Raw genomic sequence first — 24,072 nt, 5'->3', positions numbered from 1 at the left:
CACATCGGCCCCAACTGTCAGCGCGGCACGTCGGCTCAGCAACGCCGGTCCAGGTCGCCCACCGCCCTTCAGCGCGGCACGTCGGCTTCAGCGCAGCGCGTCGGCGACGGCGCCGGCGGCCGTGCGGACCTGGCCGCCGATCGTCTCGGTGTCCAGCGGCGTCAGGGAGACCACACCGACGCTCGCCTCCAGCCCTGGTACGCCCAGCACGGGGGCCGCCACCCCGTGCGCCCCGGACTGCAACTCCCCCGCCGTGTCCACCGGATCGGCCACGCCGGCCCGGCCGGCGAGAATCGCCCGCCCTGCCGCCCCACGCTCCAGCGGATGCCGCGCCCCGGTCCGGTACGCCACGTGCAGGGCGGTCCAACTCGGCTCGACCACCGCCAGCGCGACGCCCTCACCGCCCTCGACCACGGTCAGGTGGGCGGTCGCGCCGGTCTGCTCGGCGAGTTGGCGCAGCGCCGGCAGCGCTCCCTCGGCCAGCAGCGGCTGGGCCCGCCGGGCCAGATTCAGCACCCCCACGCCGAGGCGGAGCCGGCCGTCGGCGTCCCGGCGCAGCAGGCCGTGCGCGCTCAACGGCGCGACCAGCCGGTACACGGCGGCACGGCCGATCCGTAACTGGCCCGCCAGCTCGGTGACGGTCAACCCGCCGGGCGCGTCGGCGACCAGGTGCAGCAGGCGCAACCCCCGGTCCAGCGTCTGTGCGCTCTCGCCGCCCCGCGGGGCCGGCGGGTCGCTGCGTCGGGGGGTCGTGTCCACGCCAGCAGCGTACGACCCGGCTCCCGGCGGCCCGAGGAAGCGGGGACGGATACCCTTGTCTGGTGACCCTACGCCTGTATGACACCGCCACCCGTTCGGTGCGGGACTTCGTCCCGCGGGAAGCCGGCAAGGTGGGGATCTACCTGTGTGGTCTCACCCTCCAGGCGCCGCCGCACATCGGTCACCTTCGCTCCGGCGTCAACTACGACGTGCTCCGCCGGTGGCTGCTGGCCCGCGGTTTCGAGGTCCGCTTCATTCGCAATCTTACCGATATCGACGACAAGATCCTGGTCAAGGCGGTGGAGCAGGACCGACCGTACTGGTCGATCGCCTACGCCAACGAGCTGAAGCTGACCGCCGCGTACCGGGCGTTGAACGTGCTGCCCCCGACCTACGAGCCGCGGGCCACCGGACACATCCCGGAGATGCAGCAGCTGATCGCGAAACTGATCGACGCCGGCCACGCCTACCCGGCCCCCGACGGCTCCGGCGACGTCTACTTCGACGTGCACTCCTGGCCCGCGTACGGGGCGCTGTCCAACCAGTCCCCGAGCGACATGCAATCCGCCGGCGACGCCCCCGAGCGGTGCAAACGTGACCCGCGCGACTTCGCCCTCTGGAAGGGCGCCAAGCCCGGCGAGCCCACCGACGCGTACTGGCCGTCGCCGTGGGGTCGGGGCCGGCCCGGCTGGCACATCGAGTGCTCGGCGATGTGCTGGCGCTACCTCGGCAGCGAGTTCGACATCCACGGCGGCGGGCTGGACCTGACCTTCCCGCACCACGAGAACGAACTCGCCCAATCCCAGGCCGCCGGCCTGCCGTTCGCCCGCTACTGGGTGCATCACGGCCTGCTCAACATCGCCGGTACGAAGATGGGCAAGTCCTGCGGCAACTCGCTCGACCTGACGTACGTGGACTCGCTCGGGGTGCGTCCGGTGGAGCTGCGCTACTACTACGCCGCCGCCCACTACCGGTCGATGATCGACTACTCGGAGGACGCGCTGCGGGAGGCCGCCGTCGCGTACCGGCGGATCGAGGGCTTCGTGCAGCGCTCCGCCGAACGGGTCGGCGCCGGCCAACCCGCGGTGGTGCCCGCGGCGTTCGCCGCCGCCATGGACGACGACCTGAACACCTCGGCGGCGCTCGCCGTGCTGCACGAGACGGTCCGGGACGGCAACACCGCGCTGACCGGCGGCGACGATGTGACCGTCCGCACCGCGCTCGGCCAGGTGCGGGCGATGCTGGATATCCTCGGGGTCGATCCCCTCGACCCGGCGTGGAGCGCCGGCGGCGACACCGACGACCTCTGCACCGTGGTCGACTCGCTGGTGCAGCTGGCCCTGGAGCAGCGGGCGCAGGCCCGCAGCCGCAAGGACTGGGCCGCCGCCGACGCGATCCGCGACCAGCTCAAGCAGGCCGGCGTGGTGGTCGAGGACACCCCCCAGGGCCCCCGTTGGACTATTGGAGAGCAGGACTGATGGCCGGCAACTCGCAGCGCCGTGGCCGACGGCTGACATCGAAGGCAGGCGCCCCGAAGGGCACCGGAGGCAAGGGGCGGGACGCCCTCGCCGGCCGGGGCCGTACCCTGCCCGCCGACGAGCGGCCGTGGCACAAGGCGTACTCGGGCACCGAGAAGCTGCCCCAGCGCACCGCCTGGAAGCAGGAGAAGGAGCGGCGGAGCGCGGCCGAGGAGGGGCGCGCCCCGAAGATCGGTAAACCCGGCACGAAGGACACCACCTGGGGCAGGGGTGGCGGTCGGGGTGTTCCCACCAACAAGAGCGGCCGGGGCGCCCCCGCCAAGAGCGGCGGCCGGGGTCGGCCAGAGAGCCGCAGCGGTGGCCCGCGGGTTGCCCCCGGTCGTCGGACGAACCCGGCGAAGGACACTCCCGAGCTGTTGGTCGGCCGCAACCCCGTGCTCGAGTCACTGCGTGCGAACGTGCCGACCACCGCCCTCTACGTGGCGCAGGGGCTCAACACCGACGACCGGATCAGCGAGATCGTCCGGACCGCGGCGGACCGGGGCATCGCGATGCTGGAGGTCAGCCGCGCCGAGCTGGACCGGATGACCGGCGGCGTGTTGCACCAGGGCGTCGGCCTGCAGGTGCCGCCGTTCCGGTACGAGCCGTTCGAGGAGCTGACGGCGGCGGCGCTGGAACAGCCCGCCCCGCTGCTGGTGGCGCTGGACGGCGTCACCGACCCGCGGAACCTGGGTGCGGTGATCCGATCGGCCGCCGCGTTCGGCGCGCAGGGGGTCTTCGTCCCCGAACGGCGGGCCGCCGGGATCACCGCGACCGCCTGGCGCACCAGCGCCGGTGCCGCCGCGCGGGTTCCGGTCGCCCAGGTCACCAACCTGACCCGGGCGCTGAAGGCGTGCAAGGACGCCGGCTTCCTCGTGGTCGGCCTGGACGCCGACGGGGAGACCGACCTGTACCACCTGGAAGCCGCTGTTGGCCCGCTCGTTGTGGTGGTGGGCTCCGAAGGCCGCGGCCTGTCCCGGCTGGTCGGCCAGACCTGTGACCTGACCGTCGGCATCCCGATGGTCTCCGACGTCGAGTCGCTGAACGCTAGCGTCGCGGCGGCCGTGACGCTAGCCGAGGTGGCTCGCCGCCGGGCCGTCGAGGCCTAGTTTCCGCACCCGAGAAGAGGGGGCGGTCCGCAGTAGCGGACCGCCCCCTCTTTTGCGCTAGGTCAGGACGGGATCCGGAGGCCGGACTTCGAGTTGAAGATGTGGCTGCGGCCGGGCTGCGGCCGGACGAACACGGTGCCGCCCATGGTCGGCATGGTGCGCCGGTCGGTGCGGACCACGAACCGCTCGTTGGTGCCCTCCAGCGCGGCGTGACCATAGATGTTCGCGTCCGACCCGAGGTCCTCGACCAGCTCAACGGTGACCGGCAGGCCGCCCTCGGTCGGGCTGACCAGCTCGCAGTCCTCCGGACGGAAGCCCACCACGACGGTGTCGCCGGCCCCGTCGGCGCGGGCCGCCTCGACCTGCTCGCGGGTCAGCGGAATGTGCATCTCGGCGAACTCGGCGCCCTTGTCGGTCAGCGGCACGGTCTTGATGTTCATCGCCGGCGAGCCCATGAAGCCGGCGACGAAGACGTTGGCCGGGGTGTCGTAGAGCGCCCGCGGCGTGTCGACCTGCTGGAGCTCGCCGTCGAGCAGGACCGCCACCCGGTGCCCCATCGTCATCGCCTCGACCTGGTCGTGGGTGACGTAAACCGTGGTCACACCGAGCTTGGATTGCAGGGACGCGATCTGCGTACGGGTCTGCACCCGAAGCTTGGCGTCGAGGTTCGACAGGGGCTCGTCCATCAGGAAGACCTGCGGCTCGCGGACGATCGCCCGCCCCATCGCCACCCGCTGGCGCTGGCCGCCGGAGAGCGCCTTCGGCTTGCGGCCGAGGTACTCCTCCAACTGCAGCAGCGTCGCCGCTTCCTTGACCCGCCGGTCGATCTCCGCCTTTGGGGTCTTGCGCAGCTTGAGGGCGAACGCCATGTTCTCGTACACCGACATGTGCGGGTAGAGGGCGTAGTTCTGGAAGACCATCGCGATGTCGCGGGACTTCGGCGGCAGGTGGGTCACGTCCCGGCCGTCGATGGAGATCGAACCCTGGTCAACGTCCTCGAGGCCGGCGAGCATGCGCAGGCTGGTGGACTTACCGCAACCGGAGGGGCCGACCAGGACCAGGAACTCGCCGTCGCCGATCTCCAGGTCAAGCTGGTTGACGGCGGGCCGCTCGGTGCCCGGGTAGATCCGGGACGCCTTGGCGTAGGTAACCGTGGCCATGAGGGTGCTTCCTTTCACCGGCAGGAACGTGCCGGACGATCCGAGTGAAGGAGCGGACCGGCCCGCAGCTGCGACCCGGCCCACGGCCGACAGGCGTCGACCGCGTCCCTGAACGGTAGATCGGTTTCCTCCGCGTGCCAAGAACGGGAGCAGCTGGTGGGACCGGGGCCATACACATAACGGTCAGGTGAGCAGTGCCGGGCAGGAAACACCACCGGCCGTTGCGGGCTGCCGACGTTGGTCGTGCTGACCGGGCCTGCCGCGCGGGGAAACTGGACGTCAGTCGCTATGCTGGCGTCGGCAACACGCCCCTGTAGCTCAGCTGGACAGAGCACTCGCCTTGTAAGCGAGATGTCGCCGGTTCGATCCCGGCCGGGGGCTCCACCTGGCTCTACCCGGCGAGTTCACGATCGTGACCTGCACCGCCGACAACCTCTGACCTGCCCCAGGTAATGACGCCCCGCCCGGCTGTGAGGCCAACGGCGGGGGGTCGTCATTCGGATGCCTGTTGTGTCGCGGGTGCCACCCGCCCCGCCCCCAGACCGCCACGGTGACGGGGCGGCCACCAGGGCGTACGCCTCGATTGGCTCCGGCAGGTCGGGCGGGAGGGGTGGTGTGGGCTGGTGGCACCTTGTTCTATGTGGCCCGGTGTGGTGGGCGTCGGCGCGCGGCGTAGCTGAGGATGACGCCGGCCAGGATGGAGAGGGCGGCGGCGCCGGTGGTGGTGGTCAGGTTGGGGCCGGTGATGGGTAGGTCGGGCTCGTCGGGTGGTGGGGCGATGGTGATGGTGGTGGGTGGGGATTGGCTGTCGGGGCAGGTGTTGGTGCTGGTGTAGTGGGCGGTGAGGGTGTGGGTGTCCGGTGGGAGGGTGGCGGTGTGGGTGGCGGTGGCGTCGGCGGTCAGGGGTGTGGTGGTGAGGGTGGTGGTGTTGGTGCGGAAGGTGATGGTTCCGGTGGGGGTGTCGACGTTGCAGGTGACGGTGGCGGTGAGGGTGATGTTCTGATCCGCCGCCGGGTTGGCTGGGGTGACCTGCAGGGTGGTGGTGGATGTCGGTGGTGCGGTCAGCGCCAAGCTGTGGGCATCGCCGGCGGCGACAGCGGTGATGATGGTTCCCGGCGGCAGGTCGACGTTGACGGGTGTGCTGCGGTTGGTGGTGGTTCCGTCGCCCAACTGCCCCCCGAAGTTGGCGCCCCAGGCAAGGAGAGCGCCGGTGGAGGTGACCGCCAGGCTGTAGAGGTTGCCGCCCGTGATGGTGGTGACGGTGACGCCGGCGGGCAGGTTGACGTTGACGGGTGTGCTGCGGTTGGTGGTGGTCCCGTCGCCCAACTGCCCTTCGGAGTTGTCGCCCCAGGTGAGGACGGTGCCGGTGGGAGTCAGCGCCAGACTGTGCTCGTCGCCGGCGGCGATGGCCGTGATGGTGACGCCGGCGGGCAGGTTGACGTTGACGGGTGCGCTGCGGTTGGTGGTGGTCCCGTCGCCCAACTGCCCCCCGAAGTTGGCGCCCCAGGCGAGGACGGCGTCGGTGGAGGTCAACGCCAGGCTGTGGTCGCCGTGGGCGGCGATGGCGGTGATGGTGACGCCGGCGGGCAGGTTGACGTTGACGGGTGTGCTCTTGCTGGTGGTGGTTCCGTCGCCCAACTCGCCGTCGTTGTTTTCGCCCCAGGCAAGGACGGTGCCGGTCGACGTCAGCGCCAAGCTGTGGTCGTCGCCGCCGGCAATGGCCGTGACCTCGGTGCCTGGGGGCAGGTCGACGTTGACGGGTGTGCTGCTGTTGGTGGTGGTTCCGTCCCCCAGCTGACCCTCGGAGTTATCTCCCCAGGCGAGGACGGTGCCGGTGGACGTCAGCGCCAGGCTGTGGTCGTCGCCGGCGGCGATGGCCGTGGCCTCGGTGCCTGGGGGCAGGTCGACGTTGACGGGTGTACTGCGCCTGGTGGTGGTTCCGTCGCCCAACTGGCCGTCGAGGTTTTCGCCCCAGGCGAGGACGGTGCCGGTGGACGTCAGCGCCAGGCTGTGGTCGCCGGTGGCGGCGATGGCCGTGGCCTCGGTGCCCGGGGGCAGGTTGGTGTTGACGGGTGTGCTGCGGTTGGTGGTGGTTCCGTCGCCCAACTCGCCGTCATTGTTCTCCCCCCAGGCCAGGAGGGTGTCCGACGCGGTGCCGGACGGTGCGGGCGTGTTCCGTGCCGCCGCCGGCCACGCGCCGGCGACTGCCTGCGTGGCTGTCACCGCCAACACCAGAAAGAACAAGCCGACGATGGCCCGACCCATCCGGTCCACTCCGGCGCTCCGGCCTGGCCGCTGGCAGATTCTCCGCATCACTCCGACCTCCACGCCGGCATCTATCGCCATCAGGACAGACGCCAGTGTCAACCAGCTATCCCGTATAGATGCGGAGAAACGCCCTTGAGGGGACATTCGGGTGGCAACGCCCCGACTGCCCGGGCTGAAATAAGTCGCGGCGCGCGGTAGAAATCAGGGCGGGCCGTTCGTCGTAGGGGCCAGCCACCCGGCGCGGGTGGCTGACGAGGCGAAGAAGGTAGGCGGATGAAGTACCTGATGCTGGTGTGTGTCAACCGGCCGGCCGAGGAGGGAGCGGGCGACCTTGGCCGTCCCGTCGGTGCCGCATCGAACGAGATGGACGTTGACACCTGGGTCGAGGAGATGGACGGCCGGGGCGTACGGCTGCTGGGCGAGGCGATCCGTCCGGGAAGCGACTCGACGACGGTTCGCGTACGCGATGGCAAGGTTCTGCTCACCGATGGCCCGTACGCCGAGACGAAGGACGTGATCGCCGGATTCGACGTACTCGACTGCGTCGACCTCGACGAGGCGGTGGAGGTGGCGTCGAAGCACCCGATGGCGCGTAGCAATGTGGTCGAACTGAGGCCGTTCTGGGAGTAGGACTGAGCACCGACATCGAGGCGGGCCGGGTCAGCGCGGCGATCGCCACCGCCTACGCCGACGACTGGGGGCGGATCGTCGCCATGCTGATCCGGCTCGCTGGGGACTGGGAGCTGGCGGAGGAGTGCGCCCAGGACGCGTTCACCGCGGCACTCACCCGCTGGCCGACGGAGGGGATTCCGGATCGCCCCGGGGGGTGGCTCGCCACCACGGCCCGCAATCGCGCGGTGGACCGGCTTCGTCGCTCCGCCGTGGAGGCCGGAAAGCTGCGCGAGTTGTCCCGGCTGGGGGAGCCGGCTCCGGTCGGCTACTTTCCCGACGAACGCCTCGAGTTGATGTTTACCTGCGGGCACCCGGCGCTCACCAGGGAGGCGCAGGTCGCGCTCATGTTGCGCTACCTCGCCGGGCTTCGGACAGCGGAGATCGCCCGGGCTTTCCTGGTGTCGGAGCACACCATGGGGCAACGGCTGTTCCGCGCGAAGAATAAGATCCGCCATGCGGGGATCCCGTTTCGGGTCCCGCCGGCTCAGCTGCTACCAGAGCGACTGTCGGCCGTACTCGCGGCGCTCTATCTGTTGTTCAACGAGGGCTACGCGGCGACCGCCGGCACACACCTTGTTACCGCAGGTCTCTCCGGCGAGGCGATCCGGCTGGCCCGACTCCTGACCGCCCTGATGCCGGCTGAACCCGAAGCCCGCGGACTGCTCGCGCTCATGCTGCTGCACGACGCCCGCCGCCCGTCCCGGGTTGACCAGCACGGCGACCTGGTCACCCTGGCCGACCAGGACCGTTCGGCCTGGGACCACACCCAGATCGCCGAGGCGGTCGTCCTGCTCGAGCAGGCACTGGCGCGGCGCCGCCCCGGTGCCTACCAGGTGCAGGCGGCGATCGCCGCGGTCCACGCCGAGGCGCCTGTGGCGGCGGCGACCGACTGGCCGCAGATCGTCGGCCTGTACGCGCAACTCGCCCGCCTGGCACCCAGCCCGGTCGTCGAGCTCAACCGGGCGGTGGCGGTGGCGATGGCCGACGGACCCGGAGCTGGACTGGCGTTGGTGGATCGCCTGGCCGCCACCGGGGAGCTCAATGACTACTACCTGCTGCCGGCGACCCGGGCCGACCTGCTGCGCCGGCTGGGGCGATCCGCTGAGGCAGCCGCCGCCTATCGTCGGGCGCTTGAGCTGTGCGGGACCGACGCCGAGCACCGCTACCTACGCCGACGCCTGCGTGAGGTGTCGGCACCCACCTCGTAGGAATCCGTCCAACGCCGGCTGGGTGGCCGGCGCTCTTCTGTGCGTGGCGGTCTCGCCGGCTACGTGGACAACAGCAGCGGTATCGTCAGCACATATGCCGCGAGCAGCACCGAGCCTTCCGGGCGGGTGAGTGAATAGCTCCGGCGGAGCAGTATCCAGGCCGCCACTGCGGCCAGGCCCATCACCAGGACGAGCGCGACACTGGTGCCGGGGACACCGCTCGGGGCGGCCAGGGCGATCACGGCGCCGCCGACGAGGCTGTTGAACAGGTTGGAGCCGAACAGGTTGCCCACGAGCAGGTCTGACTCACCCTGTCGTTGGGCTTGAATCGTGGTGACCAGCTCCGGCAGCGAGGTGCCCACCGCGACCAGGGTCATCCCGATGATCAACTGGGGGACCCCCAGGTCGGTGGCGATCGCGGCGGCGTTGACAACCAGCAGCTGCGCCCCGGCCAGGACCCCGACGAGGCCAAGTACGGTGCGGACCGGCTCCCACCGGGCCAGCCGTTGCCGCTGTGTCGGCTCGGCTCGACCGGCCGGCGCCACCACGGCGACGTTCTCGCCCTCCACGTGCTCCACCACGTCCCGGGCCAGCGGGGTCGCTTCACCCTCACCCGCCCACCGGATCAGCAGCCACAGCGCGCCAGCGGCGGCGACCAGCAGCACCGCACCGGTCACGACCGTCAGTCCGGTCCAGGCCAGGAGGCCGAAGAGCAGCACGGCGCCGACCGCGAGCCGTGCCTCGCGGTAGATCACCGTCGACTTCACGGTGACCTTGGCGACCAGTGCGGCGACGCCGAGGACCATGGTCAGGTTGAGAATGTTAGAACCCGCGATGTTGCCCAGGGCGATACTCGTGTCACCTCGGGCCGCAGCCACTCCGGAGACCAGCAGCTCCGGTGCCGAGGTGCCGAGACCGATCACCACGACGCCGACGACGACGGGTCTGATCCGTAGCCGGTGGGCGAGCCGGGAGGCCCCGAGCACGAGGTGGTCGGCGGCCACCGTGAGCAGCAGCAGACCGGCGACGGCGAGGAGAATTCGGAAGATCATGACGGGCTCATGTGCGGCGTTGTCCTCGCTATCCCGTTGACCGGCGCCGGGCGTACCGGAGCCCAACCTACTGCCTGATCGCCTCGTGTGGGGTGGGGGCGGGTACGGCGGCGACGCGACCCGCTCCGGCCGGTCTCGGAGCGGGCTTAGCCGGACACGGATGCGGCGGCGGCTCGGGAGGCGGGTCTTGTCGGAATCTGGCTTGATCGTGCACGATCAACAGCCACGGCGACGTCGAGGTCGACCGTGCCGGTGCCGGCCGGTGTGCACCGGATCCCGAACCTCGCCGATCTTCCCCGGCGGCTCGCCGTACTGGGTGAATGAGGCCACGGGTTGCCCCATCTAGCGATTGGAGCCCTCGCGATGCCGTTCGAACTCCAGCCCGTCCTGACCAGCGAGCTGATTACGGTAAGGCCCCTCCGGCCAGCGGATTTCGATGAGCTGTTCGCTGTCGCCGCTGACCCGCTGCTGTGGGAACAGCATCCGCAGTCGGACCGGTGCCGCGAGGAGGTTTTTCGCGCCTTCTTCCGGGATGCGCTCGCCTCCGGCGGCGCGTTCGCGGTGGTCGACGCCAGGGAGTCTCGCCTGATCGGTTCATCTCGGTATCACGGCTACGATGCGGATCGTCGCGAGGTCGAAATCGGCTGGACCTTCCTTGCGCGTTCCCACTGGGGTGGGGTCTACAACAAGACACTCAAGCAGCTCATGCTGGATCATGCTTTTCAGTTCGTCGATACCGTTGTCTTTCTTGTCGGTATAGAAAACTTCCGTTCTCGGCGGGCGGTGGAGAAGCTCGGTGGGGTCCTGGCCGGGCCGGGCCAGGATCGAGGTGGGACGCCCCACGTCTGCTACCGGATCGAGGGTGCCAACTGGTCCGGCAGGCGTGCGGGTGCCGCCCTCTCGGGCGGCGTCGGCGGTCTCGGGTAACGGTGGCAGGGTTCAAATCGATGTCCCTCGGGGCGTGCCGTTGTGACTGTGCCAGCCGGTAGGCGATTGCGTCATCCGCTCATCGCGTCGGCTTCAGGTAGTGGCGCACGGAGTGGCCGGTGGTGAATCCCGCAGCTTCGTACAGGGCCTGCGCCGACGTGTTGTCCGCTGCCGTCGCGAGCTTAACCCCGATCACGCCGGCGGCCTCCGCATCCGAGATGACCCGGTTGACCAGGGCACGCCCCACCCCTGAGCCGCGAGCGTGGGGCGCGACGAAGAGGTCGTTGAGGATCCATACGGATGCCAACGAGACGGACGAGAAGGTCGGGTACACCTGAACGAATCCGATCGGTCCCTCCTCGCCTCGCGCAAGGTAGAGGATGGACTCCTGGCGTGCCTGTCGCGCGCGCAGGAACTCTGCTGCCGCTGGGCGGGTGTTCGGCCGCTGGTAGAAGTCGAGGTAACCGAGAAACAGCTCGACCACGTCGTTGACGTTGGCCTCGTCCAGCCGGTCGATCGTAACCATGGGATCTGTCTTCACCATTATCATGCTTCCTCTCTGTCGTTGACCTACCCGGCCCGACCAGTAGGGCCGTGCTGGAAGTGGAGCTACTGTGTCGCTGTCTCGGACTTCACTGGCGCTGCTTGTGGTCGGTGCTCTTGCTCTGCCCGGTTGCACAGCCGGATCGAATGCCAGTTCGGGCCTCGCCGCAACCCCGACCGCGGACTCCACCGCATCCCCGAACGTAGGCTCCGCCGCAAGCCCGTCCTCAGTGCCCCCATCCGTCGCCGACAAGGTGGGACTACCCTCCGCCGCGCCAGGACGAACCACGCTCCTGGCTGCTGGGCCCCAGTCTGGCGCGGCGATAGCCGGGCGCATCACCCCTGGTCCGGGCGCATTGTGGATCAGCCTCAACTGCCAGGGCGACGGTTCACTTGTGCTCACCATCGGCTCGGCTTCCGAGAGCACCGTCCTGTGTGGCTCAGAGGTTCACCACAGCCTTGACAAGATCGATTCCGCCTCGCAGACGCAGCAGCTGGGGGTCACGGTGGAGACGTCGGTGGAGGTGCGCTGGGCCCTCCGGATCGAGCAGTGACGACTCCGGCCGGAGGGTTGGTTCGGCGTGGCGTCCTGGCGTGTGGGTACGGTGGCGGCCCTTCGGCCCGGCGGAGCAGCCACCAGGCGACAGCGGCCACCCCAAGCAGGCCCGTGCCGGCGATGAGGAACACTCCGGCCGGCGAGGTCGCCTCGAGTAGGGGGCCGCTGATCAGGTAGGCCGCGGTCTCCGCGAGGAAGACCGGGGCGTAGATCGCACCGAAGACCCGGCCCAGCTTGTCGCTGTCCACGCTCTGGCCGATGGCGGTGTCGGTGGCTATGTTCTCCAGGCCGTTGCCGGCACCGGCGATCGTGTAGAGCAGTACGATCAGGATCAGCTGGCCGGCGATGCCCACGGCGATGAGGCCCAGGGCCGAGCAGCACAGGCCGATGAGGAGCAGCCGCGGGCCGGAGGGCTGCCAACGGGTCAGCGCGAGCAGCAACGGCACGAGCACCATTGCGAGCCCGTAACCGCCGGTCGCCACCCCGACCCAGGTATCGGTGCCGCCGTGGTCGTCCTTGATCAGGAAGACCAGCGCCACGCTGTCCCAAGCGGCGAAGAAGACACCGAGAAAGAGGCAGAGCGCCACCGCCCGGGCAACGGCGTGCCCGGCCACGTAACGGAGGCCGGCCGTGAGGTCCGCGACGAACCGCGTGGTCCGCCGCGAAGCGCCATGATCGTTGCCGACCGGCGGCAGAAAGAACAGCACCAGGGCGGAGAGTAGGTAGGAGGCCGCGTCCAGGGCGAAGGCGGCTCGCGCTCCGGCAGCCTGGATGAGTACCGCACCGACGACCGGCCCGACGGCCAACGCCACATTGCGCGAAAGCCCGAGCAGCGAGTTGGCCTGCACCAGGCTGGACCGCTCCACCAGCCGTGGCACGCAGCTCTTGCCCGCTGGCAGGAAGCAGGTGGTCAGCGTGCCTTTGAGCAGGATCAGGGCGATGAGCACCGGAAAGGGCGGCAGGGCCACCGCGATCAGGCCGACTGTCCCGAACCGAATCAGGTCAGCGGTGATCATGATACGGCGGGGGTCCCAGCGGTCGGCCAGGGTGCCGGTCACCGGGCCGAGCCCTTGGGGCAGTGCCTTCGCGGCGAGCGCCAAGCCAAGCTCGGTCGGGGTTGCCCCGATGTCGTAGAGGTAGAGAACCACGGCGGTGGCAGTGATGACATCACCGAGGTAGGAGGTGGTACGGGCGAGCCAGAGCGTCCGGAAGCCGCGGTTGTCAATGAGCAGCGATAGCCCACTACCCCGCAACCTCGTCACTGAATCCGCCCCTCCCAATTAAAGGAATAATGATCGGCCGCTGAACTTACCAGGGCGTCAGCATTGGTGACAGATCTTGGTTCAGGCGGGGTATCTCTGGTAATAAGCGGGAGGAGTGGATGGTCGGATCGGCGTTGGGCAGCTTCGGTTCGCCCCGGCTGCGGATCAAGTTGCTGGCTGCCTCAGCTGGGCGCTCGTTCCATTAGCGTTTGCCGGAGGTCGTGGGGGAGGCCCTCGACCTCTGCCAGCGCTGGCAGCAACTCCGGCTCGGTCAGGTACGCGTGGAAGGCCGCCGCGATTGTTACGCCGTGGGCTGGCCGGTGGAGCACCGAAACCGGATCTCCGGCTCGCACCTCTCCCGGTGTGACGACCCGAAGGTAGGCGCCAGGGCGGTTTTCCCGGATGAACCGCTTCACCCACCGCGGCTCCGCCATCTTGGCCTGGAAAGTCGCACACGGAATGCGGCCAAAGGTCGGCTGGAGTTCGAGCTGGTCGCCGATGCGCCAGGTCTCGCCGATCACCGCACCGTTGACGTCGACGCCGGCCGTGGTCAGGTTCTCACCGAAGATTCCGCCCGGTAGCACCCGCCCGAGGTGGGCTTCCCACCAGTCGTAGTCCTCCCGGGCGTACGCGTACACGGCCTGGTCGTCGCCGCCGTGGTGCTTGATGTCGAAGATCTGGTCGCCGACCAGGCCGCTGTGTAGGCCGGTGGTCTTCGGCCCGGGGGCTCGGACCGTCACGGGTCCGTCAACGGGCTGCTTGTTGATGCCGGTGATCCCGACTCGCGTCGCGGTGCTGCGTTCCGGAACCGCCAGGTTGACCGAGAGGATGCTGCCCATGGGCAGCAACCTATCGATCGTCTGACGTGGAGCAAAGGAGTTTCCGGCGCGTTACGAGGCGGCTTCCAGCACGACGACGGGGATTTCCCGGGTCGTCTTGGCTTCGTACTCCGCGAAGCCTGGGAAGGCGTCCTTCTGCGCGCTCCAGATGCGCTCCCGCTCGTCTCCAGCGGCGACTCTGGCCACCAGGTCGAGGGTGTCCGTGCCGATCTCTGCCCTGACCTGCGGATGGGCCCGTAGGTTGTGGTACCAGTCGGGGTGGCTGGGGGCGCCCGCCTTGGAGGCGAACACGGCGTAACCACGATCCAACTTCTGGTACATCATCGGGTTCAAACGAGGCTGCCCACTTTTGGCGCCCACGGTGTGCAACAGCAGGATTGGCGCGCCTGCGAACTGGCCACCGACTCGCCCGTCGTTCTCGCGGAACTCTTCTATGATCTTGGCGTTCCAGTCATCCATGATCTCTCCTTGCTCGTGTGCCGGCCCCATTATCGTCAAGCTGGTACCCCCCGCAGTGCCTTCCGTTGGGCTACCATCCACCCGATATGCGAGAGCCGACTACGTCGAATGCGGCGTCCGGCTGCCTGTTTGGGTTGGCCTACGGCGACGCCTTGGGCGGCCCGACCGAGTTCATGACGGTCCCGGACATCCAGGCCCGCTACGGGCCCGATGGCCCGCGCGAGTTGGCGGGCGACCCCGCACCGGTCACCGATGACACCCAGCTGACCCTGGCGGTCGGGATGGCGCTGTTGGATGCGCCCGCGCCGACGGCCGAGGTGTTGGAACCGCTGCTTCGGGAGCGGTTCGTGCAGTGGGCGGCCAGCCCCGACAACAACCGCGCACCGGGAATGACCTGCCTGCGTGCCTGCGGGAACCTCGCCCTCGGCCAGCCGTGGACCCAGGCCACGATGATCGGCTCGAAGGGCTGTGGCGCGAACATGCGGGTCGCGCCGGTCGGGCTCGTCGCCGGCTACGACCTGGACACCCTCGCCGGGGTGGCGCAGTTGCAGGCCGCGATGACCCACGGGCACCCCACCGCGCTCGCGGCCAGTGAGCTGACCGCGTACGCCGTGCGGCTGCTGCGCGACGGCGCGGAGCTGCCGTCCCTGCCCACGCTGCTGCGAGCCCGCGCCCACGACCAGCGCACCGTCTACCGCGACGAGTGGTTGGGTGCGCTGTGGCAGCAGCCCGGCGTGGCCAATCCCGCCGACTACCTCGCCCTTGGCTGGGACGAGTGCCGGCACGTACTGGATCGGCTCGATCTCGCGCTCGCCCTGGCCGACGACGGCGCGGACGCCTGCCGGATCACCGGTGCCGGTTGGATCGCCGAGGAGGCCCTGGCTACCGCACTGTTCTGCGCGATCCGGCATGTCGACGATCCGGTGTCCGCCCTTGCCCGCGCCGCCACCACCTCCGGCGACTCCGACTCCATCGCCTGTCTGACCGGCGCGTTCCTCGGTGTCGCTCTCGGTATGGCCGCGTGGCCGGAGCCCTGGCGCGATCAGATCGAGTACGCGGGCGAACTCGCCACGATGGGCGAAGCCTGGGACTGATCCTTCAGTTCGTGCGCAGGCTCAATTTTCCTTACCCCATGTACCCTATTTTTTATGATCTATCAATATGTGCGTCAGTATTTTGCCGTACGTGTATCAGCCCGGGGGTGTGCCGTCTCATCTGTTCAGCGATGACGTAGCGAACTGGTAGGTGACGGCCACTCCCGTCCGTTCCGAGTGCCAGCGCGGCTGAGTCGCCCAGTTGAGAGGAGAACCGGCATGCACACCGTCGACCTCGCCCTCCGAGCCCGGCCCAACGCCAACACCCCGTGCAACCACCAGCCGACGTGTCCCACCGCGAGCGCGGTCGACCACGAGGCGGCCCGCATCATCGCGTCCCATCCGGAGCAGGGCTGGAGCCTGCGCTGCAACGGTGTGATCGTGTTCGACGACACCGGTGAGTTGATGCCGGACAACAGCCCGGTCGCCCCGCACCGTGGCCCGGCTCCGCACTGGGAGAGCTACCGCGGAGAGTGACCCGGATGCCGCTGATCCGCCGTCCGAGCGGCCGGGTCAGTCGGTCGGAACCCAAAACCGAAGCTTCTCGCTGCGTTGGTCGGCGAAGATCCCGCCGTTGCGCTCGATCACCTTCCGGGAGGCGACGTTGTCCACGTCGCATGTCACCAGGGCAGACGTGATGTCCAGGTGGTACGCGGCGGTCAGCATCGCGGTCGCGTGGCCCCGCCGCCGTGCGGTTGGTCGCACGTCATAGCCGATGTGACCGCCGAATTCCCGTAGGTACGGGGTCAGGCGATGCCGGATGGCGAGGCGGCCGAGATAGGCGTCGTCCTGCACCCACCACAACGTGGTCGACGGCACGTGCCCGTCCGGGCGCGGGGAGTCCTCGAGGCTTTGCTTTCGTAGCCAATCGACGTACGCCGCGAACCCGGCGGGAGCCGACCAGTGGCGCGAAAACATGCGCAGCTCAGACCCGATCATGCTGGCATCTTCCGCGCTGCCACGTCCCTCGGCGCGGAACTCGGCCATGGCGGCAATGAACGATTGATGTACCCGCTCGGTGGGCCGGCTCAGTTGGGGCATGGCGGTATCAATATCGAATCGGCTGTTTCGGCGCACCCGTATTTCGAGCGTGGTGTGGGGATGGGCGTTGAGCAGGACGGATGGCCCGGGTCGAGGGTGTTTTCGTCGTCTACTGTCCCGTGCATGCATGATCATCTTGGCTGCGCCGCAGGACGGGGTTGAGAGTGCGCGTGTCGCTGACCTGACCGGAATCCCGAGCACCGCCGCGGTCGGGTTGCTGGTCATCCGGTCACCTTCGGTTGGAGCCTGACTACTCGTGTGCTCCGATGTGGTCTCGGGCCCGTGGGCGGACGCCCGGGCCGGCGGCAGTGCTGGGAGGATCGACATGATCTGTAGGGACGCCACCGGCGTCGGTGGCGACAACAGGAGGATGAGATGGCAGACGGTTTGGTGATGGCCTCCGGCCCCCGCATCGGCGTGCTGGCGGACGCGTGGGGTGGTTCCCTGGCGCGGGAGGTCGCCCTGGTCGTCGGTGGTGCCGCTGTCGTCGGTGCCGCCGCGCAGGTGTCGGTGACGATTCCCGGTTCTCCGGTTCCCGTCACCGGGCAGACCTTCGCGGTCCTCCTGGCCGGGACGGCGCTCGGGTCGGCCCGTGGGGTGGCGAGCATGCTGTTCTATGTGGTGGCGGGAGTGTTGGGGGTGCCGTGGTTTGCCGACGGTGCGCACGGCTGGCCGGCTGCGACCATGGGCTACCTGCTGGGCTTCGTGTTGGCCGCGGCGGTTGTCGGCCGGTTGGCCGCCGTCGGCGCGGACCGGCGGCCAGGGCGGATGTTCGGGCTGATGGTGCTCGGGAACCTGGTGATCTATGCGGTCGGTGTTCCCTGGTTGATGGTTGCCACCGGAGTGGACGTGCCGGCCGCGCTCCTGCTGGGCCTCGTTCCCTTCCTGGCGGGTGACCTGCTCAAGGCCCTGCTCGCCGCTGGTCTGCTGCCGGGCTCGTGGCGCTTGGTGCGTCGGCTTTCCAGCAGTGCGTGAGTGAGCAGCAGTGCGTGAGTGAGCTCGTGGGCCGGGTGGTGCTCCGCTGCCCTCGAGCTTGGCCCGGAGCTGCGGCGCGGAGCCTCTGCCCGGTGCGCTGGTCGGCGATTGTCCCGAGAACAGGGGCCAAAGGTCACATCCCCAGGAAGTTTTTCTGAGGTTAGCCTTACCTAATCTGCAGGTGAGTCTGGCTGGGGGCGTGCATGACGAGCAGGACGTTCGAACTGGGGACCGACGGTCGGCCCCGGTCGGAGGGCCGGTGCGGCGAAAGGACGCTGGCCGACCTGACGCCGAGCGCCACGGCGCAGGTGGTGAGCGTCTCGGTGCCCGACTCGCCAGCTGTCGCGCGGCGCCTGGCCGACCTCGGTTTCACGCCCGGCACGGAGGTCCGAATGCTGCGCCGGGCACCGCTGCGCGACCCGATGATCTACCTGGTTAAAGACTACGAGATCTGCCTACGCCGGGCGCAGGCGTCGTGCGTGAACGTGGTCGAGGTGGATCGGTGAGCAGCGCCTGCCACGAGAGCGGTCAGCCCGCGGCCCCGCTGACCCAGCTGCCGCAGGTGGCCCTGGTCGGTGCTCCCAACGCGGGCAAGACGAGCGTGTTCAATGCCCTCACTGGTATGCACGCCAAGACCGGAAACTATCCCGGGGTGACCGTGTCCCGCTTCGCCGGGACCTGCCGGGTCGGTGACCGCAGGTTCGCCGTCGAAGATCTACCCGGCTCGTACGGCCTGGACCCGGTCAGTCTGGACGAGCAGGTTCTGGTTGACGTCCTGGACGGCAACGGCATGCGGGCGCCGGACGCGTTGCTGATCGTGGTTGACGCGACGACCCTGCGGCGCTCGATGGGATTTGTCGCGCAGGTGCTGGCCCGAGGTCTTCCCAGCTGCGTGGTGCTGACCTTCACCGACGAGTTGCTCCGCCGCCAGGGCGCGGTGGATGTTGACGCGCTGAGCCAGGCCCTGGGAGTGCCGGTGGTCGCGGTGGTCGGCCACCGGGGTCACGGCATCGCTGAATTGCGGGAACAGCTACTCGACTGGAGCGACTGGCCGACTCCGGTGATATCCCCACCGGAGGACCCGGGTGAGCGGGACGCCTGGGTGGAGTCCGTCCTGTCGTACGCCGGGTACGGGGCGGCTCAACCGCATGGCCGCACCCGACGGCTCGACGCGGTGCTGCTGCACCCGATCTTGGGCACCGTGGTCTTCTTCGCCGTGATGGTGCTGTTCTTCCAGACGGTCTTCACCCTGGCCGCTCCGCTCCAGGAAGGGGTCGAGGCGTTCTTCGGCGTACTGTCGGGCTGGGTGTCGGTGCACGTCACCAATCCGTGGCTGTCGGGCCTGCTCGGGGACGCCCTGATCGGCGGCGTCGGCGGCGTCCTGGTCTTCCTGCCGCAAATCATGCTGCTGTTTCTGCTGATCTCCCTCCTCGAGGGGGTCGGCTACATGTCCCGCGCGGCGTTCCTGATGGACCGCGTGATGGGCCGCGCTGGGCTGGAGGGGCGCGCCTTCGTGGCGCTGCTGTCCTCGTTCGCCTGCGCGATCCCCGGCATCATGGCCACCCGCACCCTGCCCTCGGCCCGGGACCGGATCGCCACGATGATGGCGGCGCCACTGATGACCTGCGCCGCGCGGCTTCCCGTCTACGTGGTCCTGATCGGGCTGCTGGTCGACCCCGCCGCCACGTTCGGCCCGTTCGGTCTGCAGGGTCTGGTCATGTTCGGGCTGTACCTGCTCGGGGCGGTCTCGGCGATGCTGGCCGCGTGGGCGTTCAAGAAGTTCGGTGACCGTCGTGGCCAGCCGACGCCCTTCTATCTCGAGATGCCGCCGTACCGGCTGCCCTCGCCCCGGGCGGTCCTGCTGGCGGTGTGGGGTGCGGCGAGTTCGTTTCTCCGCAAGTGCTCGACCATCATTGTGGCCACCACGATGGTGCTGTGGCTGCTGCTGAACCTGCCGCTGCACTCGACCGAGCAGATGCAGGCGGCGGGAGTCGACACCGCTGATTCGGCGGCGGTCTCGGCCTACGTCGTCGACCACAGCTACGCCGCCGGGGTCGGCCGGCTGGTGGCGCCGGTCTTCGACCCCCTGGGGTTCGACTGGCGGATCAATGTCGGCGTGCTGTCCGCCCAGTCGGCCCGGGAGACGTTCGTCGCCACCCTCGGCCAGGTCGCGGCGGCCGAAGACCCCGAAGACCCGGGCGACGCGCTCCGTGGGATGACCTACTCGGACGGCCCTCGGGCCGGACAGCCGATCTTCACCGCACCGACGATCGCCGCGTTGCTGGTGTACTTCGCCTTCGCCCTCCAGTGTATGGCGACCGTCGGGGTCATCCGGCGGGAGACCGGCACCTGGCGGTGGCCGCTGGTGGCCTTCGGCTACCTCACCGTGACGGCCTGGCTGATGGCCTACCTTGCCCGGACCGTCACCGCCCTTTTCGTGGGGTGACTTCGATGGTTCCCCTGCACCCGCAGCGCTGCGCCGACGAACCGGATCTGCTGCGCTGGGTCATCCCCGCCGACCTGTTCGACTCGGTCGGCGTCGTCGCCGCGGCCCCGCCACCGCTGGCGGGGCTGCTCGCCGACGGGACTCTCGCCGAGCTCCGGCTGGAACCCGCCGCCGTGCTCACCCGCCTCGGTCCGTGGCACAGCTGGGGAGACCAGGGGGCACGGGTACGCGGCGCGCTGCACGCCGCGCTCGAGGAAACCGGCGGCTGGCACGTCGTACCCGATTCCGGTGCGCGGGGCGGGGACGCGGCACTGCGTACGCTGGCCCAGCAGCTCCTTGACGGGCCGGTCGGGCAGTTCGCCGCCGCGCACGGCGGCCGGATCGACCTGGTGGACGCGCGGGATGACGTGGTCACCGTCCGGCTCGCTGGCGCGTGCAACGGCTGCCCGGCCGCCCGCAGCACCCTGCACGGACAGCTGGAACGTCGCCTCCGTCAGCGCTATCCGGCGCTGCGCGCGGTCGTCGACCACGCGGCGCGGTGAACTCGATCCGTCCTCGGCGACGCGTTCGCTTCTACCACTACGGCAGGCGATGTGGTGGCACCGCTCGGCTATCCTCCACCCCATGGCTGACCGTACAAATCGGAGCAAGGCGTGAGTTTGTGGAGCTTCATATGGAAGCGCAGGGTTTTGTTCTTCGGGGTCAGCCTGGTCATCTTGGTGGTCAATCATCGTGGTTTCGGTCCCCTGTGGTGGGTGGGGGTAGCGGTCGGGGCTGTTGTTCTGTTGGCAGGCTGGACCGTGCGGCGCAGACAGCGCCCGCCGCAGGGGCAGGCTCCGGCGCTGGTCGACGTTCCCGTCGCGGGCCGGTGGCTGGCCCTGAACGGCCCGGGCACGAAGGTGCCCAGCCATCAGACCCACAGCTACGCCCAGACGTACGCCATCGACCTGACTCATCACCCCGCTGACGCTCCCGCGCCTGCCTTCCGGTGGCTTTGGCCGCTCGGCCGACGCCCCGGCCAGTACCCGGCTTTCGGTAGCCCGATCCTCGCGCCCGGAGCTGGTGTGGTGGTGGCGACCGTTGACGGCCAGCGCGATCACCTATCCCGTACGTCGCTGCCGGGCTTGGTTTACCTGTTCCTTGTGGAGGGCATCGTACGTAGCCTGGGCCAGCCTCGGCACCTGCTGGGTAATCACCTCATCCTCGACCTGGGTGAGGGCGTCTACGCGGCCTTTGCGCATTTGCGGCGGGGGTCAATTCGAGTTTCCGCCGGTGACCAGGTCGTGGCTGGTCAGCAGTTGGCTGACTGTGGCAATTCCGGCAATTCGTCCGAGCCTCACCTGCATTTTCAACTCATGAGCGGTCCGGATCCGGAGCTCGCGCACGGCCTACCCTTTGCGTGGTGCTATCGCGACGATGACGGGGTCGAGCATCGCGGAGTGCCCAAGAACGGTGACTACTTCCAGCCGAGGTGGCGGGAATTCCACGCGGGCGCCGGTGAACGGATCACGGCGCCGCTGCCGGTCCTGCCGGCACCGCGGTGACCACGAGGTTGTCGCGGTAGCGGCGGGTGTCGGCGTCGAAGGGGCCGCCGCAGGTGATGAGGGTCAACCGCTGGTCGCCGTCGCGGGCGAAGTACCGCTCCAGCGGAATCTTTGTCTTCTGGTACTCCTCCCGGGCGATCACCCGGTAGGCACGGTCCTGGCCGTCGCTGCCGGTCACGGTCAGTCGGTCGCCCTGGTCCAACTCCCGGAGCCGGAAGAACGCACCTTCGCCTTGCGTGGAGCTGTCCACGTGACCAGCTATCACCACGGAGCCCGCCGGTGCCGCCAGCCCCGGCCCGTAGCGATACCAGCCGACCTGGTCCACGCTGGGCGGTACCTCGAACTCATTGGTCTGTGGGTTGGTGCCGACGGCGTTCACCGTGGCGGTCACCCCGATTGCCGGGATCCGCAGGCCGACCGGCGGAACAATCTCGGCGCCGGCCGGCAGTTCACCCTTGCGCACCGGCACCGGCGATCGGCTTCCTGCTGCGGAGGGGGCGGTGTCGGCGAGGGCGGCCACCTCGTCCGCGCCGACATCCGCCGCGGGCCGAGCGGCAACGGCGACCACAGCGGCGACGGTGAGGGCGGTGGCGCCGGCGGCCATGGCCGCCAGCGCCCCGCGGTTGCGCACCGTCACCGGTTGCTCCTCCGGGTGGTGGCGACCCGAGTTCCCCCGCCGACCAGCAGGAGGGCGCCGGCACCGGCCAGGAGGTACCACCAGGTGCTCGCCCCGGTGTCGGCCAGGCCGCCGGAGCCGCTGGGTACCCCGGCCGGGGTGGAGTGCAGGCCGGTGATGGTCTGCGCCACGACCTCGAGGGTGCCGGCATCGGCCGAGCCGAACGCGTAGACGATCGTCGCGGTACCCTCGCTCAATTCCAGGTCGGCGGGGCCGATCGTGACGGTCTCCGTGCCGGCGAGCACCGCATCCGCCTTGATTGTTCCGGCTTCCATATCGGCCTTGGCCTCGTTCGAGTTGGTCAGGTTGGTGAAGACCGAAGTGCCGCCGGCCCGTACGTCCATCGCCGGAGCGGCAGCGATGTGCCGGGCGATCAACCGGGACTTGCCGGCGTCCACCTTCGAGGTGTCGTTGACAAACGAGGTGATCTTCGGCTGGCCGCTCGCATCCAGGTGGGCGGCCATGCTGACGTTGGTTCCGCCCAGCACCTCCACGTCGTCAACCGTGAGGATCGCGTCGGCCACCGGCTCGCCCGGTTTGGTCAGCGCGATGTCGTACGCGCCCGCCGCCAGGCTCAGCGGGCCCGCCACCTCACCGGGGGCAAAGTTGTCCAGCGTCTTCGCCCCATTGAGGTACACGTCGACCGGGGTGCCCGGGATGCCATGGATCGCAGAGACCTCGGATGTGGCCGCGTAAGCCGGGGTCGCGGTGAGCGCAGCGACTCCAGCGAACGTCAGCGCGGCGAGCACGCCACCTGTGGCCACCCGGCGGGAGTACGAGAGCTGCATGCCTGCCTCCTGGTGATTAGTCCTGATTGGTCAGGCTAGCTGGTAAAGAGCGTTACGCTCGCTCCACACAAGCTGGATGCGACCGAAAAAAGCTTTGTCTTTCGACGTCGCCGTATTCACGCGGGCCTCAGCCGATGCGCCACCCTGTTGAATCCGTCGCGGGCCGAGCGGCAACGGCGACCACAGCGGCGACGGTGAGGGCGGTGGCGCCGGCGGCCACCGCCGCCAGCGCCCCGCGGTTGCGCACGGTCACCGGTTGTTCCTCCGGGTGGTGGCGACCCGAGTTCCCCCGCCGACCAGTAGGAGGGCGCCGGCACTGGCCAGGAGGTACCACCAGGTGCTCGCCCCGGTGTCGGCCAGGCCGCCGGAGCCGCTGGGCACCCCGGCCGGGGCGGAGTGCAGGCCGGTGATGGTCTGCGCCACGACGTCGAGGTTGTCCGCCTCAGCGGAGCCGGTCGCGTAGACGATCGTCGCGGTACCCTCACCCAGGTCCAGGTCGGCGGGGCCGATCGCGACGGTCTCCGTGCCGGCGAGCACGACATCGGCGCTGATGCTGCCGGCGTCCACGTCCGCCTTCGCCTCGTTCGGATTGGTCAGCTCGGTGAAGACCGGGGCGCCGCCGGCCCGGACATCCACCGCCGGAGCGGCAGCGGTGTGCCGGACGATCAGTCGGGACTTGCCGGCGTCCACCTTCGACGTGTCGTTGACGAACGGCGTGATCTTCGGCTGACCGCCCGCATCCAGGTGGGCGGCGAGGCTGATGTTGGTTCCGCCCGGCACCTCCGCGTCGTCAACCGTGAGGATCGCGTTGGCCACCGGCTCGCCCGGTTTGGTCAGCGCGATGTCGTACGCGCCTGCCGCCAGGCTCAGCGGGCCCGCGACGTCGCCGGGAGCGAAGCTCTCCAGCGTCTTCTCCCCGTTGACGTACACGTCAACCGGGGTGTCCGGGATGCCGTGGACCACCGAGACCTCGGCCGTCGCCGCGTACGCCGGGGCCGCGGTGAGCGCGCCGACTCCGGCGAACGTCAGCGCGGCGACCGCGCCGCCCGCGGCTACCTGACGAAAGTACGAGCGTTGCATGTCTGCCTCCTGGTGATTGGTGCTGATTAGTCAGGCTCGGTGTACGAAACGGGTTACGTCGGCTCCACACCAGCCGGATGCGGCCGGAGGAAACTTT

Annotated in this window: 25 protein-coding genes, 1 tRNA gene and 1 pseudogene; 14 read left to right on the top strand and 13 right to left on the bottom strand. The window is 69.4% G+C overall.

Annotated features, from left to right (window positions below):
- Positions 1 to 87: 87 nt before the first annotated feature.
- Complete coding sequence (locus tag SALPAC4_RS0107655; RefSeq protein ID WP_019869816.1) at positions 88 to 759, bottom strand: IclR family transcriptional regulator; 672 nt, start codon at positions 757 to 759, stop codon at positions 88 to 90.
- A 62-nt stretch (positions 760 to 821) separates the two neighbouring features.
- On the opposite strand from SALPAC4_RS0107655, the gene cysS reads away from it, so the two are divergent.
- Both cysS and rlmB read left to right on the top strand, forming a co-directional pair.
- Complete coding sequence (cysS, locus tag SALPAC4_RS0107650; RefSeq protein ID WP_019869815.1) at positions 822 to 2,237, top strand: cysteine--tRNA ligase; 1,416 nt, start codon at positions 822 to 824, stop codon at positions 2,235 to 2,237.
- Positions 2,237 to 3,385 carry a 23S rRNA (guanosine(2251)-2'-O)-methyltransferase RlmB gene (gene rlmB / locus SALPAC4_RS0107645; protein WP_019869814.1) on the top strand — a complete coding sequence of 383 codons (1,149 nt, stop codon included), beginning with the start codon at positions 2,237 to 2,239 and terminating at the stop codon, positions 3,383 to 3,385. The genes cysS and rlmB overlap by 1 nt, the downstream gene beginning before the upstream one ends.
- Before the next feature lie 62 nt (positions 3,386 to 3,447).
- Here rlmB and SALPAC4_RS0107640 read toward each other — a convergent pair whose 3' ends face one another.
- Complete coding sequence (locus tag SALPAC4_RS0107640) at positions 3,448 to 4,545, bottom strand: ABC transporter ATP-binding protein (protein WP_018731481.1); 1,098 nt, start codon at positions 4,543 to 4,545, stop codon at positions 3,448 to 3,450.
- A 307-nt stretch (positions 4,546 to 4,852) separates the two neighbouring features.
- Between SALPAC4_RS0107640 and SALPAC4_RS0107635 the strand changes: the two genes are divergently transcribed.
- A tRNA-Thr gene (locus SALPAC4_RS0107635) sits at positions 4,853 to 4,929 on the top strand.
- A gap of 252 nt (positions 4,930 to 5,181) precedes the next feature.
- On the opposite strand, the gene SALPAC4_RS0107630 is transcribed toward SALPAC4_RS0107635, so the two are convergent.
- On the bottom strand, positions 5,182 to 6,810 hold the full coding sequence (locus tag SALPAC4_RS0107630; RefSeq protein WP_029126508.1) for an RCC1 domain-containing protein: 1,629 nt from the start codon (positions 6,808 to 6,810) through the stop codon (positions 5,182 to 5,184).
- Between the two features lie 276 nt (positions 6,811 to 7,086).
- On the opposite strand from SALPAC4_RS0107630, the gene SALPAC4_RS0107625 reads away from it, so the two are divergent.
- Complete coding sequence (locus SALPAC4_RS0107625; RefSeq protein WP_019869812.1) at positions 7,087 to 7,443, top strand: YciI family protein; 357 nt, start codon at positions 7,087 to 7,089, stop codon at positions 7,441 to 7,443.
- Between the two features lie 83 nt (positions 7,444 to 7,526).
- Positions 7,527 to 8,693, top strand: a complete 1,167-nt coding sequence (locus tag SALPAC4_RS0107620; protein ID WP_019869811.1) for an RNA polymerase sigma factor — start codon at positions 7,527 to 7,529, stop codon at positions 8,691 to 8,693.
- A gap of 59 nt (positions 8,694 to 8,752) precedes the next feature.
- Here the strand turns inward: SALPAC4_RS0107620 and SALPAC4_RS0107615 are convergent, their stop codons facing one another.
- Positions 8,753 to 9,745: a calcium/sodium antiporter gene (locus SALPAC4_RS0107615; RefSeq protein ID WP_019869810.1), complete on the bottom strand. Its 993-nt coding sequence runs from the start codon at positions 9,743 to 9,745 to the stop codon at positions 8,753 to 8,755.
- Between the two features lie 153 nt (positions 9,746 to 9,898).
- Here SALPAC4_RS0107615 and SALPAC4_RS28325 point away from each other — a divergent pair.
- Positions 9,899 to 10,069, top strand: a pseudogene (locus SALPAC4_RS28325) (HAD family hydrolase); the annotation flags it as partial.
- 39 nt (positions 10,070 to 10,108) lie between these two features.
- Positions 10,109 to 10,672, top strand: coding sequence for a GNAT family N-acetyltransferase (locus tag SALPAC4_RS0107610; RefSeq protein WP_019869809.1), 564 nt, complete (start codon positions 10,109 to 10,111; stop codon positions 10,670 to 10,672).
- Between the two features lie 79 nt (positions 10,673 to 10,751).
- Here the strand turns inward: SALPAC4_RS0107610 and SALPAC4_RS0107605 are convergent, their stop codons facing one another.
- From SALPAC4_RS0107605 to SALPAC4_RS0107585, 4 genes are all read right to left on the bottom strand, one after another.
- Entirely contained in the window at positions 10,752 to 11,198 is a 447-nt protein-coding gene (locus SALPAC4_RS0107605; RefSeq protein WP_019869808.1) for a GNAT family N-acetyltransferase, read from the bottom strand.
- Positions 11,199 to 11,716: 518 nt separating this feature from the next.
- A complete protein-coding gene (locus tag SALPAC4_RS0107595; RefSeq protein WP_019869806.1) occupies positions 11,717 to 13,033 on the bottom strand; it encodes an MFS transporter in 1,317 nt (438 codons plus the stop codon).
- Positions 13,034 to 13,215: 182 nt separating this feature from the next.
- Positions 13,216 to 13,872, bottom strand: a complete 657-nt coding sequence (locus SALPAC4_RS0107590; protein ID WP_019869805.1) for an MOSC domain-containing protein — start codon at positions 13,870 to 13,872, stop codon at positions 13,216 to 13,218.
- 51 nt (positions 13,873 to 13,923) lie between these two features.
- Complete coding sequence (locus SALPAC4_RS0107585; RefSeq protein ID WP_019869804.1) at positions 13,924 to 14,331, bottom strand: nitroreductase family deazaflavin-dependent oxidoreductase; 408 nt, start codon at positions 14,329 to 14,331, stop codon at positions 13,924 to 13,926.
- A gap of 86 nt (positions 14,332 to 14,417) precedes the next feature.
- Here SALPAC4_RS0107585 and SALPAC4_RS0107580 point away from each other — a divergent pair, with 86 nt between their 5' ends.
- Both SALPAC4_RS0107580 and SALPAC4_RS0107575 read left to right on the top strand, forming a co-directional pair.
- Complete coding sequence (locus SALPAC4_RS0107580; RefSeq protein ID WP_027644285.1) at positions 14,418 to 15,425, top strand: ADP-ribosylglycohydrolase family protein; 1,008 nt, start codon at positions 14,418 to 14,420, stop codon at positions 15,423 to 15,425.
- Between the two features lie 219 nt (positions 15,426 to 15,644).
- Entirely contained in the window at positions 15,645 to 15,902 is a 258-nt protein-coding gene (locus SALPAC4_RS0107575; RefSeq protein ID WP_019869802.1) for a DUF5999 family protein, read from the top strand.
- Between the two features lie 36 nt (positions 15,903 to 15,938).
- Here the strand turns inward: SALPAC4_RS0107575 and SALPAC4_RS0107570 are convergent, their stop codons facing one another.
- Positions 15,939 to 16,466, bottom strand: coding sequence for a GNAT family N-acetyltransferase (locus SALPAC4_RS0107570; RefSeq protein WP_019869801.1), 528 nt, complete (start codon positions 16,464 to 16,466; stop codon positions 15,939 to 15,941).
- 375 nt (positions 16,467 to 16,841) lie between these two features.
- Between SALPAC4_RS0107570 and SALPAC4_RS0107560 the strand changes: the two genes are divergently transcribed.
- From SALPAC4_RS0107560 to SALPAC4_RS28915, 5 genes are all read left to right on the top strand, one after another.
- Entirely contained in the window at positions 16,842 to 17,441 is a 600-nt protein-coding gene (locus tag SALPAC4_RS0107560; RefSeq protein WP_019869799.1) for a biotin transporter BioY, read from the top strand.
- Between the two features lie 203 nt (positions 17,442 to 17,644).
- The gene (locus tag SALPAC4_RS0107555; RefSeq protein ID WP_018741491.1) at positions 17,645 to 17,947 is read left to right on the top strand and encodes a FeoA family protein; all 303 of its coding nucleotides are present in this window, start codon (positions 17,645 to 17,647) and stop codon (positions 17,945 to 17,947) included.
- Positions 17,944 to 19,887: a ferrous iron transporter B gene (gene feoB / locus SALPAC4_RS0107550; protein WP_019869798.1), complete on the top strand. Its 1,944-nt coding sequence runs from the start codon at positions 17,944 to 17,946 to the stop codon at positions 19,885 to 19,887. Before SALPAC4_RS0107555 ends, feoB begins: the two co-directional genes overlap by 4 nt.
- Before the next feature lie 5 nt (positions 19,888 to 19,892).
- On the top strand, positions 19,893 to 20,429 hold the full coding sequence (locus SALPAC4_RS0107545) for a NifU family protein (RefSeq protein WP_027644284.1): 537 nt from the start codon (positions 19,893 to 19,895) through the stop codon (positions 20,427 to 20,429).
- Between the two features lie 528 nt (positions 20,430 to 20,957).
- Positions 20,958 to 21,431: a M23 family metallopeptidase gene (locus SALPAC4_RS28915; protein ID WP_275402192.1), complete on the top strand. Its 474-nt coding sequence runs from the start codon at positions 20,958 to 20,960 to the stop codon at positions 21,429 to 21,431.
- Here the strand turns inward: SALPAC4_RS28915 and SALPAC4_RS0107535 are convergent.
- The 4 genes from SALPAC4_RS0107535 to SALPAC4_RS0107520 all read right to left on the bottom strand — a co-directional run bounded on the left by SALPAC4_RS0107535 (position 21,394) and on the right by SALPAC4_RS0107520 (position 23,975).
- Complete coding sequence (locus tag SALPAC4_RS0107535) at positions 21,394 to 22,068, bottom strand: class F sortase (RefSeq protein WP_019869795.1); 675 nt, start codon at positions 22,066 to 22,068, stop codon at positions 21,394 to 21,396. The two genes, SALPAC4_RS28915 and SALPAC4_RS0107535, sit on opposite strands and share 38 nt — an antisense overlap.
- Positions 22,065 to 22,895 carry a DUF4397 domain-containing protein gene (locus SALPAC4_RS0107530; protein ID WP_019869794.1) on the bottom strand — a complete coding sequence of 277 codons (831 nt, stop codon included), beginning with the start codon at positions 22,893 to 22,895 and terminating at the stop codon, positions 22,065 to 22,067. The genes SALPAC4_RS0107535 and SALPAC4_RS0107530 overlap by 4 nt, the downstream gene beginning before the upstream one ends.
- Positions 22,896 to 23,022: 127 nt before the next feature.
- Positions 23,023 to 23,148 carry a hypothetical protein gene (locus SALPAC4_RS28090; RefSeq protein ID WP_019869793.1) on the bottom strand — a complete coding sequence of 42 codons (126 nt, stop codon included), beginning with the start codon at positions 23,146 to 23,148 and terminating at the stop codon, positions 23,023 to 23,025.
- Entirely contained in the window at positions 23,145 to 23,975 is an 831-nt protein-coding gene (locus tag SALPAC4_RS0107520; RefSeq protein WP_019869792.1) for a DUF4397 domain-containing protein, read from the bottom strand. Before SALPAC4_RS0107520 ends, SALPAC4_RS28090 begins: the two co-directional genes overlap by 4 nt.
- Between the last annotated feature and the right edge of the window lie 97 nt (positions 23,976 to 24,072).

This window comes from Salinispora oceanensis (genome assembly GCF_000383575.1).
In the GTDB taxonomy this organism is placed as follows: domain Bacteria; phylum Actinomycetota; class Actinomycetes; order Mycobacteriales; family Micromonosporaceae; genus Micromonospora; species Micromonospora oceanensis.
The sequence above is the reverse complement of the archived record's forward strand: the minus strand, read 5'-3'. Positions and strand labels throughout refer to the sequence as shown.